Source organism: Escherichia sp. WS1368 (assembly GCF_046487485.1).
GTDB classification, from domain to species: domain Bacteria; phylum Pseudomonadota; class Gammaproteobacteria; order Enterobacterales; family Enterobacteriaceae; genus Escherichia; species Escherichia coli.
The window spans coordinates 96,390-108,976 of the sequence record NZ_JBJQJI010000002.1; the positions used below are offsets into that span (position 1 = coordinate 96,390).

General features: G+C 46.0%; 11 protein-coding genes. 5 read left to right on the top strand and 6 right to left on the bottom strand.

What is annotated here, in order from left to right:
* Entirely contained in the window at positions 1-2,664 is a 2,664-nt protein-coding gene (gene aceE / locus ACJHYD_RS06145) for a pyruvate dehydrogenase (acetyl-transferring), homodimeric type (protein ID WP_000003820.1), read from the bottom strand.
* A gap of 160 nt (positions 2,665-2,824) precedes the next feature.
* Complete coding sequence (gene pdhR / locus ACJHYD_RS06150) at positions 2,825-3,589, bottom strand: pyruvate dehydrogenase complex transcriptional repressor PdhR (protein ID WP_000331776.1); 765 nt, start codon at positions 3,587-3,589, stop codon at positions 2,825-2,827.
* A gap of 540 nt (positions 3,590-4,129) precedes the next feature.
* Between pdhR and aroP the strand changes: the two genes are divergently transcribed.
* Entirely contained in the window at positions 4,130-5,503 is a 1,374-nt protein-coding gene (gene aroP / locus ACJHYD_RS06155) for an aromatic amino acid transporter AroP (protein ID WP_000969915.1), read from the top strand.
* Between the two features lie 42 nt (positions 5,504-5,545).
* On the opposite strand, the gene ampE is transcribed toward aroP, so the two are convergent.
* Positions 5,546-6,400 (bottom strand): beta-lactamase regulator AmpE, encoded by an 855-nt coding sequence (gene ampE / locus ACJHYD_RS06160; protein WP_001550611.1) that lies wholly within the window; start codon positions 6,398-6,400, stop codon positions 5,546-5,548.
* Positions 6,397-6,948 (bottom strand): 1,6-anhydro-N-acetylmuramyl-L-alanine amidase AmpD, encoded by a 552-nt coding sequence (gene ampD, locus ACJHYD_RS06165; RefSeq protein WP_001550610.1) that lies wholly within the window; start codon positions 6,946-6,948, stop codon positions 6,397-6,399. The genes ampE and ampD overlap by 4 nt, the downstream gene beginning before the upstream one ends.
* Positions 6,949-7,035: 87 nt before the next feature.
* On the opposite strand from ampD, the gene nadC reads away from it, so the two are divergent.
* From nadC to ACJHYD_RS06185, 4 genes are all read left to right on the top strand, one after another.
* Positions 7,036-7,929 carry a carboxylating nicotinate-nucleotide diphosphorylase gene (gene nadC / locus ACJHYD_RS06170; protein WP_001135168.1) on the top strand — a complete coding sequence of 298 codons (894 nt, stop codon included), beginning with the start codon at positions 7,036-7,038 and terminating at the stop codon, positions 7,927-7,929.
* A gap of 203 nt (positions 7,930-8,132) precedes the next feature.
* Positions 8,133-8,216 (top strand): prepilin-type N-terminal cleavage/methylation domain-containing protein, encoded by an 84-nt coding sequence (locus tag ACJHYD_RS06175; protein WP_071883250.1) that lies wholly within the window; start codon positions 8,133-8,135, stop codon positions 8,214-8,216.
* A 343-nt stretch (positions 8,217-8,559) separates the two neighbouring features.
* Entirely contained in the window at positions 8,560-9,837 is a 1,278-nt protein-coding gene (locus tag ACJHYD_RS06180) for a hypothetical protein (RefSeq protein WP_021293063.1), read from the top strand.
* Positions 9,838-9,842: 5 nt separating this feature from the next.
* Positions 9,843-10,940 carry a hypothetical protein gene (locus tag ACJHYD_RS06185; protein WP_129560323.1) on the top strand — a complete coding sequence of 366 codons (1,098 nt, stop codon included), beginning with the start codon at positions 9,843-9,845 and terminating at the stop codon, positions 10,938-10,940.
* Between the two features lie 137 nt (positions 10,941-11,077).
* Here the strand turns inward: ACJHYD_RS06185 and ACJHYD_RS06190 are convergent, their stop codons facing one another.
* Together ACJHYD_RS06190 and ACJHYD_RS06195 are read right to left on the bottom strand one after the other, a co-directional pair.
* The gene (locus ACJHYD_RS06190) at positions 11,078-11,635 is read right to left on the bottom strand and encodes a recombinase family protein (protein WP_031314521.1); all 558 of its coding nucleotides are present in this window, start codon (positions 11,633-11,635) and stop codon (positions 11,078-11,080) included.
* Positions 11,636-12,186: 551 nt separating this feature from the next.
* Complete coding sequence (locus tag ACJHYD_RS06195; RefSeq protein ID WP_001578623.1) at positions 12,187-12,546, bottom strand: hypothetical protein; 360 nt, start codon at positions 12,544-12,546, stop codon at positions 12,187-12,189.
* Positions 12,547-12,587: the final 41 nt, after the last annotated feature.

Consider the following 12,587-nt stretch of genomic DNA (forward strand, 5'->3'; position numbering starts at 1 on the left):
TTAAGCCAGACGCGGGTTAACTTTATCTGCATCGATGTTGAATTTGGCGATTGCGTCAGCAACCACTTTCTTATCGATTTCGCCACGTTTAGCCAGTTCGCCCAGCGCCGCAACCACGACATAAGAAGCATCAACTTCGAAGTGGTGACGCAGGTTCTCACGGCTGTCGGAACGACCGAAGCCATCAGTACCCAGTACGCGGTAGTCGTCAGCCGGTACGTAAGTACGGACCTGCTCAGCGAACAGTTTCATATAGTCGGTAGATGCCACTGCCGGAGCGTCGTTCATCACCTGAGCGATGTATGGAACGCGCGGAGTTTCCAGCGGGTGCAGCATGTTCCAGCGTTCACAATCCTGACCATCACGCGCCAGCTCGGTGAAGGAGGTCACGCTATAAACGTCAGAACCTACGCCGTAATCTTTCGCCAGGATCTCTGCCGCTTCACGGACGTGACGCAGGATAGAACCGGAGCCCAGCAGCTGAACTTTACCTTTGCTACCTTCAATGGTTTCGAGTTTGTAGATACCTTTACGGATACCTTCCTCAGCACCTTCCGGCATTGCCGGCATGTGGTAGTTTTCGTTCAGCGTAGTGATGTAGTAGTAAACGTTCTCTTGTTTTTCACCGTACATACGCTCCAGACCGTCATGCATGATGACAGCAACTTCGTAAGCGTAAGCCGGGTCGTAAGAGATACAGTTCGGGATAGTCAGCGACTGAATGTGGCTGTGACCATCTTCGTGCTGCAGACCTTCGCCGTTCAGGGTGGTACGACCGGAAGTACCGCCGATCAGGAAGCCACGCGCTTGCTGGTCGCCAGCCGCCCAGCACAGATCGCCGATACGCTGGAAGCCGAACATCGAGTAATAGATGTAGAACGGAATCATCGGCAGATTGTTGGTGCTGTAAGAGGTCGCCGCTGCCAGCCAGGAACACCCTGCGCCCAGCTCGTTGATCCCTTCCTGCAGAATCTGACCTTTCTCGTCTTCTTTATAGTAAGCAACCTGCTCGCGGTCCTGCGGGGTGTACTGCTGACCGTTCGGGCTGTAAATACCAATCTGACGGAACAGACCTTCCATACCGAAAGTACGCGCTTCGTCGGCGATGATCGGTACCAGACGATCTTTGATCGACTTGTTCTTCAGCATCACGTTCAGGGCACGAACGAAAGCGATAGTGGTAGAGATCTCTTTGCTCTGCTCTTCCAGCAGCGCGCCGAAGTCTTGCAGGCTCGGCAGCTCAAGCTTCTCGGTGAAGTTCGGCTGACGGCTTGGCAGATAACCGTGCAGTTTCTGACGCTGAGCGTGCAGATAGGTATGCTCTTCAGAACCTTCCGGGAAGGTGATGTACGGCAGTTTTTCGATATCTGCATCAGACACCGGCACATTGAAACGGTCGCGGATATGACGCACGCCGTCCATGTTCATTTTCTTAACCTGGTGCGCGATGTTTTTACCTTCAGCCGCGTCGCCCATGCCGTAACCTTTAATGGTATGAGCAAGGATTACCGTCGCTTTGCCTTTGGTTTCCTGCGCTTTCTTGAATGCAGCGTAGATTTTCTTCGGATCGTGACCGCCACGGTTCAGCGCCCAGATCTGCTCGTCAGTCCAGTCTGCAACCAGAGCTGCGGTTTCCGGATATTTACCGAAGAAGTGTTCACGAACGTACGCACCATCTTTCGATTTGAAGGTCTGGTAGTCGCCGTCAACGGTTTCGTTCATCAGCTGGATCAGTTTACCGCTGGTATCTTTACGCAGCAGTTCATCCCAACGGCTACCCCACATCACTTTGATCACGTTCCAGCCAGCACCTTCGAAGATGCCTTCCAGTTCGTTGATGATCTTGCCGTTACCGGTGACCGGGCCGTCAAGACGCTGCAGGTTACAGTTGATAACGAAGACCAGGTTATCCAGTTTTTCACGGGTAGCGATGGTGATCGCACCTTTGGATTCCGGTTCGTCCATTTCACCGTCGCCGAGGAAGGCGTAAACGGTCTGTTTAGAGGTATCTTTCAGGCCACGGTGTTCCAGATATTTCAGGAATTTAGCCTGGTAAATAGCACCAATCGGACCCAGACCCATAGATACGGTCGGGAACTGCCAGAATTCCGGCATCAGTTTCGGGTGCGGATAGGAAGAGAGGCCATTGCCGTGAACTTCCTGACGGAAGTTATCCAGCTGCTCCTGAGTCAGACGACCTTCCAGGAAAGCACGAGCGTAAACGCCCGGGGAGATGTGGCCCTGGAAGTAAACCAGATCGCCGCCATCCTGCTCGTTGCGTGCACGGAAGAAGTGATTAAAGCACACATCATAAATGGTTGCGGAAGACTGGAAGGACGCCATGTGGCCGCCCAGTTCGAGGTCTTTTTTCGACGCACGCAGAACCGTCATGATGGCGTTCCAGCGGATAGCTGAACGAATACGGCGTTCCAGTTCCAGATTACCCGGATACTCCGGTTGTTCTTCAACGGGGATGGTGTTGATGTAGTTGCTGATACCGGTGCCTGCGGCTACGTTGACACCGCCTTTGCGGGCTTCAGCAAGCAGTTGGTCGATCAGATACTGAGCACGCTCAACACCTTCTTCACGGATGACCGATTCGATCGCCTGGAGCCAGTCGCGAGTTTCGATCGGATCCACGTCATTTGGGAAACGTTCTGACATGGGTTATTCCTTATCTATCTAATAACGTTGAGTTTTCTGGAACCTGTCCCATTGAACTCTCGCCGGAAAGCTCAATAAGACAGGTTCTACGTTTAGTTGCCGCGCTTTTATATGCGCTTGATTTACAACATCTTCTGGATAATTTTTACCAGAAAAATCACTAATTCTTTCGTTGCTCCAGACGACGCAGAGAACGCTCACGGCGGCTCTCTTCACGGCTTCTGTCGAGCAAAATTTCTTCGATAAAGGCCAGATGGCGATGCGATGCTTCGCGCGCTTCTTCCGGCTTACCGGCCATAATCGCTTCAAATATGCGGGTGCGGTGACTACTCACCAGCGGCAGCATCTCGCGACGCGAATAGAGCAATTCGAAGTTCTGGCGGACATTCTGGGCCAACATCGGCTCCATACACCTTAGCAGATGAAGCAGAACCACATTGTGGGCCGCTTCAGTGACAGCAATCTGATACTGGAGTACGGCGTTTGATTCCGCGTCCAGATCGCCAGACTGCTGCGCCAGCTCTATGGCGTGATGGAGTTCACGGATGCGTTCCTTGTCTTCATCGGTACTACGCAGCGCGGCGTAATAAGCGGCGATACCTTCCAGGGCGTGTCGTGTTTCGAGCAAGTCATACTGTGATTCAGGATGATCGGAGAGCAGCTCTACCAGCGGATCGCTGAAGCTTTGCCATAGGCTGCTCTGGACAAAAGTGCCGCCACCCTGGCGACGAAGCAACAAGCCCTTCGCTTCGAGACGTTGAATCGCCTCACGCAAGGAGGGACGGGAGACGTCAAACTGTTTTGCCAGTTCGCGTTCCGGTGGGAGTTTTTCGCCCGGGCGGAGAGTGCCTTCGAGGATCAAAAACTCCAGTTGCTGCTCAATCACATCGGAGAGTTTTGGTTGGCGGATTTTGCTGTAGGCCATGAGTTCCTGTCTTAAGCCACTTGCCGAAGTCAATTGGTCTTACCAATTTCATGTCTGTGACGCTAAAGTAACAAAGTATTCACCTTATGTCCATACAGGTTTTGATTGAAATCATGAAACTGTGCACATTTTAACAACTTGACATATATAACGTTTCAAAGTTGTAACTATGCACAAATGTAGACTTTACGTAGGAAAGGGATTTTTTAACGATTATTAAACTATAAAAATCCGAATTGAACCGATTCACTTACCAATTTATCGATTTTTAATTCAAAAATAATGAATTTATATTCATTTTGCATATTGAGGGGATTTGAGGCTGACCTTTACAAACGGTTTCTTTTTAAGCAACTCATCTTCAACCATGCATAAAGCGGGTGCATTCGCTGCCGCATACCATTATTCTTGATCTGACGGAAGTCCTTTTGTAACAATTCAAACTTCTTTGATGTAAACAAATTAATACAACAAACGGAATTGCAAACTTACACACGCATCACTGCGTAGATCAAAAAAACAATCACCGCACGAGGTTTCATGATGGAAGGTCAACAGCACGGCGAGCAGCTAAAGCGCGGCCTTAAAAACCGCCATATTCAGCTTATCGCGCTGGGTGGCGCGATAGGGACCGGGCTATTCCTGGGTAGCGCCTCCGTAATACAGTCCGCAGGGCCAGGGATTATCCTGGGTTACGCCATTGCTGGTTTTATCGCCTTTCTGATCATGCGTCAGCTAGGTGAAATGGTGGTCGAAGAACCTGTCGCAGGCTCCTTTAGCCACTTTGCTTATAAATACTGGGGCAGTTTTGCCGGTTTCGCCTCTGGCTGGAACTACTGGGTACTGTACGTTTTAGTTGCCATGGCAGAGCTTACTGCTGTGGGTAAATACATTCAGTTCTGGTATCCAGAAATCCCAACCTGGGTTTCTGCCGCCGTATTCTTTGTGGTGATCAACGCCATCAACCTGACCAACGTAAAAGTGTTTGGTGAGATGGAGTTCTGGTTTGCCATTATCAAAGTTATCGCAGTGGTAGCGATGATCATCTTCGGCGGCTGGCTGCTATTCAGTGGCAACGGCGGCCCGCAGGCGACCGTTAGCAACCTGTGGGATCAAGGTGGTTTCCTGCCGCACGGCTTCACCGGGCTGGTGATGATGATGGCGATTATCATGTTCTCGTTCGGTGGTCTGGAACTGGTGGGGATCACCGCAGCAGAAGCTGATAACCCGGAGCAAAGTATCCCGAAAGCAACTAACCAGGTTATCTACCGCATCCTGATTTTCTATATTGGTTCGTTAGCCGTTCTGCTCTCGCTGATGCCGTGGACCCGCGTTACTGCTGATACCAGTCCGTTTGTACTGATCTTCCACGAATTGGGCGATACCTTTGTGGCGAATGCGCTGAACATCGTGGTACTGACTGCTGCGCTCTCCGTGTACAACAGCTGCGTATATTGCAACAGCCGTATGCTGTTTGGTCTGGCACAGCAGGGCAACGCGCCAAAAGCGCTGGCGTCTGTCGACAAACGCGGTGTACCGGTTAACACTATTCTGGTGTCTGCGCTGGTTACGGCATTGTGCGTGCTGATTAACTACCTTGCACCGGAATCCGCATTCGGACTGTTAATGGCGCTGGTGGTATCTGCACTGGTAATCAACTGGGCGATGATTAGCCTGGCGCATATGAAATTCCGTCGCGCCAAGCAGGAACAAGGCGTGGTAACTCGCTTCCCTGCTCTGCTTTATCCGCTGGGTAACTGGATCTGCCTGCTGTTTATGGCGGCGGTACTGGTGATTATGCTGATGACCCCAGGAATGGCGATTTCGGTATACCTGATCCCGGTATGGCTGATCGTGTTAGGTATCGGCTATCTGTTTAAAGAGAAAACCGCCAAAGCCGTAAAAGCGCATTAATCTCTCTACGCCCTCACCCATACAGGGTGAGGGCAATAATCTTTACACCAACGCCCCGTAAATCGTCAGTAGCGCAATCACCACCACGACCACGAACGAGGTTTTCTTCGCCATGGAAACCGCTGCCTTCGGCGTCTCCAGCTTATCGACATGCGGTTCACGCGCCAGAGAGAACTGCGCCAGACGCGTTAATACCTGATATTGCGAAGTATGGAAATCACCCAGCGAAGCAAACCAGGCCGGTAACGCTTTCTCCCCATGACCGATCAAGGCATATACCACACCCGCAAGACGAACCGGCACCCAATCCAGTACATGAAGCACGGCATCAATGCCGGACTGTAAACGATGATGCGGCGTCTGGTAACGCGCCAGCCAGTATTGCCATGCACGCAAAAACGCATACCCCATCAGCGTAACGGGTCCCCAGGTTCCCCCCACAATCAGCCAGAACAGCGGTGCAAGATAAAAACGAAAGTTAATCCACAGCAATGCATTTTGCAGCTCACGCAAATACTCACGTTCATCGCAGCCTGCCGGGACGCCGTGAATCATGGTGAGTTCGCCAGCCATCGTGGCACGGGCATGGCTATCATTACGTGAAGCAGCTGTCAGATAAGCATGATAATGAAGACGAACTTTACCTGCGCCAATACACAGCAAACCAATCAGCAGCCACACCAGCAGCGTGGGAACGTTGAACAATACTCCCTGCAATGCGCGTAACAGTAAAAAAGTCACGCCCATCGCAATAATGGTCATGCCTAATGTGCGCCCGAGAGAAAAATGTTTCACCCGCCGAAAGAACGCTTCAAGACGATGATCAAGCTGCCAGTGCTCGCCCAACTTAAACAGGCGCTCGAAAATTAACACCAGTAAGGTTGTAAATAGCGTCATGTTGTCTCCTTGTTGACCAGCGCACGAAACCGTGCCCAATCAAATGCAGGACCGGGATCGGTTTTCCGATCCGGCGCAATATCACAATGGCCCGTCATGTTATTAGCGATATCTGGATAGCGATCAATCAGTGCCCGCGTAACCGCCGCAAGCTGTTGATACTGCGCATCGGTATACGCCAGCGTATCGGTGCCTTCCAGCTCAATCCCAATAGAAAAATCATTGCAGCGTTCGCGCCCCTGATACTGAGAGACTCCGGCATGCCAGGCACGTTTATCGAAAGGAACATACTGGACTATTTCACCATCGCGGCGAATCAAACAGTGAGCGGAGACGCGCAAATGGGCGATCTCAGCAAAGAAAGGATGTGCCTGCGGATCAATAGTTCCAGTGAATAATGCGTCGATCCACGGACCGCCAAACTCGCCTGGCGGCAGGCTAATATTGTGCACCACCAGCAGGGTGGGTGTTTCGTCATCCGGGCGGCAATCGTAATGTGGTGAGGGAACGCGGCGCGCGCCAACCAGCCACCCCTGTTCTAACAACATGCAGGATCTCCTTATATGTGGTGCTAATACCCGGTTCAGAGTAGCATGTTTCTACCTTATGATTCGTTAGCTATCTGGAGTTTTAACATGCCGCCTCGCCGCTATAACCCTGACACCCGACGTGACGAGCTGCTGGAACGCATTAATCTCGATATCCCCGGCGCGGTGGCCCAGGCGCTGCGGGAAGATTTAGGCGGAACAGTCGATGCCAACAATGACATTACGGCAAAACTTTTACCGGAAAACTCTCGCTCTCATGCCACAGTGATCACCCGCGAGAATGGCGTATTTTGCGGCAAACGCTGGGTTGAAGAGGTGTTTATTCAACTGGCAGGCGACGATGTCACCATAATCTGGCATGTGGATGACGGCGATGTCATCAACGCCAATCAACCCTTGTTCGAACTTGAAGGCCCATCCCGCGTGCTGTTAACGGGCGAACGCACTGCGCTTAATTTTGTGCAAACCCTTTCAGGGGTTGCCAGTAAGGTACGCCACTATGTCGAATTACTGGAGGGCACCAACACGCAGTTGTTGGATACGCGCAAAACCTTACCCGGCCTGCGTTCAGCTCTGAAATACGCGGTACTTTGCGGCGGCGGAGCGAATCACCGTCTGGGGCTTTCTGATGCCTTTCTGATCAAAGAAAACCATATTATTGCCTCCGGCTCAGTGCGCCAGGCGGTCGAAAAAGCATCCTGGCTGCACCCGGATGCGCCAGTAGAAGTCGAAGTAGAGAATCTGGAAGAACTTGATGAAGCCCTGAAAGCAGGTGCCGATATCATCATGCTGGATAACTTCGAAACAGAACAGATGCGCGAAGCCGTCAAACGCACCAACGGCAAGGCGCTACTGGAAGTGTCTGGCAACGTCACTGACAAAACACTGCGCGAATTTGCCGAAACGGGCGTGGACTTTATCTCCGTTGGTGCACTAACTAAACACGTACAGGCACTCGACCTTTCAATGCGTTTTCGCTAATTGCTAACAGATTTATCCGCTCCATCGCGGGCGGATAAATCTCCCCTTCCCCAACTTTCTTCGTAACGCCTCGCAAATTTCTTGTCTTTCGCTGCAACGAAATAAAAAACCTCGGAAGCTGCTTTCCCGTTTCGTTTTTTGCCCCTCGCTTGTGCTGATGGCGTTTGCCAAAGTAGCGCCAACCAAATCAAGGAGCGAAACAGATGGACAAGCAACGCGGTTTTACACTTATCGAACTGATGGTGGTCATTAACAGTAAATTACTGTACAAATACCGCATCTGTTAATTCATCTCTCTCCCACAATGCCACAATCCATAACATATTGATTTTAATACATAATGATATCAAAAGGATTTGAACCATCTTAACCATCACTTCCCATTTTTAGACCCCCTTCTACTATATTTCTCGTCAGTAGAGATCTAATGGCATCTTTTCACCTACGCACTAATAACGTATCCTTTGCTTTCGCCAAAATGGTGGTAATCATCTTTAGAACATAGTAAAAATACTGTTGATTTCTATATAGTTCTACCTCTCCTTTAGTTGTTATTAAGATGGCAGTTTCAAATCAGGAACACATAGGTATCATGTACTAACAGCTTTATAACTTAATCAGGTGCTAACCATGGACTCGAAATCTCTTGTTGAACTTTCCCATGATATACAATCCGGACTAGGAAACATTGACGTTCCAGATTTTGATAACATCAAAACTATCGGAATGGCATCAATACTAGCAATGCATATACGCGGATTGGGAGAAATTGATTATGAAGTTTTAAGGAAAGTCAGTGACTTCTTTTTCAACATACCTTCATATGCTTTAAAAAGCGTATTGGAAGTACTGGCTGAGATAGAATATGTAGATTTAATAACGAAAGACAAAAAAATATTGTCAGTAATTCCAAACGTTCCTCGATTCAAAGATCTCTATCAAGGTGTTGGTGATTATTTCACATTTAGCGATCTCAACGAACATGAGCAAGGCACATTGATAATATTATCTAATCTTCAAAACAAACCCGAAAACAGAGACAAACTAATTCATTCTACAGGCATCGACAATACTCTTTTTTCTCGTTGTTTAGAGATTGGTGAAAAAGGTAACTATTTTAGAAATTATAGAGCTAGAGGAAAAAACATCATAGCTAGCCCATTTTATTTTGCCGATAATTTAGAGTCACTTGTCGATATTTCAGCCAAAATTGGTTCGAATGATATTGATGCTGTTTTAAAAATTATAAAAGATAATCAGGGATGGCCTCTCTCACTGATCGAATCACAATTAGAAATCGGTGGAAAAAAGCTAACAAAAGTACAAAAAGAACTTTTAATTGGTTTTTGCCAAGAGGGTGTACTCAAACCCCCTTCAATTGATTTCGGAAACCAAAAACAAGAAACATTCATATTCACACCGAGGCCCGGAAATATAAAATTGAATGCAGCTAACAGAGAGATTTATGAACGAGCAATGGCGTTAGTTTCTTGCGTTAGGAAAGGACAATTACTGCACGACAAATATAGAATAAGGCTTCCAGTTAGGATATTGGAATCATTAAAAGAAAAAGGTTATCTTAATCAAAATTCAGAAGCTGCATCCCAGTATAGGAATCTGGTGTTTTTGAAGGTTGGAATGCTAAAAGCTAAGGATCATAACAAGTGGGAATTTCATTTAATAAAAACAGAAGAAAACATTGAAGCATTAGATTTAGCAATAAGTCTCTTAAAAACAGGAGAACTTGCAAATTTAGAAGTTGATCAAAATGCAAAAATAGCATTAACACAAGATGAAAAATACATTCAATCGATCATTAGCTCCGCAGAACTTAGAACTAGAGAGAAGATAAAACAAAGCGAGGAAGCAAAAGAACAATTTGAACAACTGATTTTCGAAATGGAGTAATGGTAATGGCTAACTTAGATAAAGACCTAGGTTTGAAGCAAGACGCTATAAGGTTTTGCTTGATAAATGGTTACTTGCCATTTTTAGAAGTTAACGTTGAAAACTATAGGGAACTTTCTGATACATCTACAATTATAACAGATGTAGATGTTTTAGGGGTTGCTTTTGATATAACTGGAAAAACCAGAAAGATAATTTTCGATTGTAAAACCCTTAAAAATACCAGCCCTATTAATAGAGCGTTTTGGGCTTCCGGTGTTATGAATTTTTTAGGCTATGATGAAGCATTCATCATATTAAGAAAGAAAGCAAGTGAGGCCCATAGACTTTCCGCAAAAACAATTAATGTCCACCTTTTTGATGAAGATCAAATGAAAGGATATGCTCAATCATTTTCAATGAATTTCAATATTGATTTAAGCTACTCTACGGACATTAATAATTGGATAAGTATACAGGAAGTATATAAAACAGATAAAACCATCCAAAAATATGGCGAATTTTTAGCAAGTTCGGTTCCTACAGAAAATGATCCAGCGAAGAATTTGAGAAGATTTATTGCTGCTTTACAAAAAGTGAAGAATGAACTAGACCCTCAAAAAAATAAACACAGAGCAATTTACTTGCATAGTCTAATGACATTCTCATATATTATGGCATGCTTAGTGCAGCAACTAAGAGGGTTAATTGATTTTGATTATAATCAGAATGAATTCACAAGACTTCTCAAATATTATATCTGGGGAGGGAAGGATAGCTTTATATTAAGACATAAGATGAGAGAACTAATCTCATCTAATGACAGTTCGATTCAAAATATAGAGCCAGAGTTAAGGAATTGGGATGACTTTATTGAACTCACAAGGAGTCTACTTGACTCTCCTAATGATATAATTAAATGTTGCCATGTGTTACGTGAATTTAGTTTTTTAGAACTATCCATGCATGACATTAAAAAGGATGAGCAACTATCCACTCTAATTTCAGATAATTCAAGAATTCGTCAATTTATAATGATAATGGCTAGATACTTAACCAACTCGATGAAAATGCCAAAAGATTTCATTAACGATCTAGTATCAATATTTGATAGATTGAGATAAAAAGAAGAGCAGGCTCGAATTAAATTTCGTGCCTGCTCACCATATAAACAAATGATAATAACTCATTCAACTAGATTATCTTTAATTCAGAGCAGTAATGATTTTCTTAATAACAATTCCCCTTTCTGAATCCCATCTCAGGAGGCATTCATTTCTTTTTTCACGCGAAACACTGTAGCCCTGCCACAATCGCACAACTTTGCAATCTCATCCGGTGTGTTCTTCCCAGCTTGAAGCATCTCAATGATTTTACTGTGTAATTCTTTGTTCTTTTGCTTTCCTTTATACTTCTTAGCCTCTTTAGCAAGGGCAATTCCTTCGTTGCGACGTGATGCGATCATTCCCCGCTCAAATTCTGCAACGGCTCCCATCATGGTTAAGATTAAACGAGATTGTGGGGAGTTATCGAAACTCATTGAGTTAGCAAGGAACTGAACAGTGATCCCGCGAGCAACGAGGCTATCAATCATTTCCAGCAAATCGCGGGTATTACGTGCAAGGCGATCAATCGAGTGAGTCATGAGCGTATCACCTTCGCGGAGGTGTGAAAGCAGGTTCAACAATTCAGGTCTCTCGCTGGTGGACTTACCTGATTCTTTCTCGGTGACGATTTTGTCACAAACAGGTTCCAGTACTGCCAACTGACGCTCAAGATTTTGATCCTTTGTTGAGACTCTCGCGTAACCAAAAATCATTTTCCTGCCCTCACTTACGTGAAAAGTATCATTTGAATTTACTTAATGATACAGTATCATTTAAATGCATTCAAAATCTAAATGATACTAAACGAGACGAGAAAAGCGAGTATCGTTAGGGAGTACCCAAAAGAGATTTTTGATCGTGCGTTTTTTAGTCAATGTAGGGTTAGTGAAAAGTTCAGTACCGAGATCTGAGTTCACGGCATTTTGTCGACGGGGTTGAACCTGATTAGGCGAACGAGATTTTAAATCAGGCGGAATAAAACAAGTTGTACTTTTATCTGAGTAAACGATCCCTTTAACTTTTTAGTCAGAAATCGTGATACTAGGGGTTTGGTTATTTTGTGTCCTTAAGGCCAGTACTTTTAGCGAGGACGAAAAAACGGCCTACATGAGACCGCTTACAGTAACTTAAGTATATTATCCAAAAAAGTCACTTAACTTAAATCAATTTGGATGCAAAATCGCCACACTTTGCAAGTGAACACATACCGGGCAACAAGCAAATAAAAAAGGCCACTTTCGCGACCTTGTACCAGTACAAACACTCATTCAGAACGATCAAGTACCATATATGCTGGCTGACACATGCTGCCCCGCTCCTGTAGCCAGTAGTAATCAAGATCGGCAACACGCACGTCCAATCCAGAATCTACACGGTTGATCTGTAACCGTAGCCCTACAGTATCCTTGTACGATAAACCAGATTTAACATTGTATTTGTACTTAACACCGTTTTCCTGTTCAAACTGTTTAAGGAAAGGCGTCATTTGTTTCTGAATTTCTTTCAAACAAATAACCTCATTATCAATAGCAAAGGGGGGTTCTGTTTTTCCATCAGGTACAGCAGCCTGTAAATGAAAGGAAGTACTCAACAATAACAGCATTGCAACAGAAGTCTTTTTCATTTTAATTCCTTATTAAAGAACAGTACATTATATTTCAATGG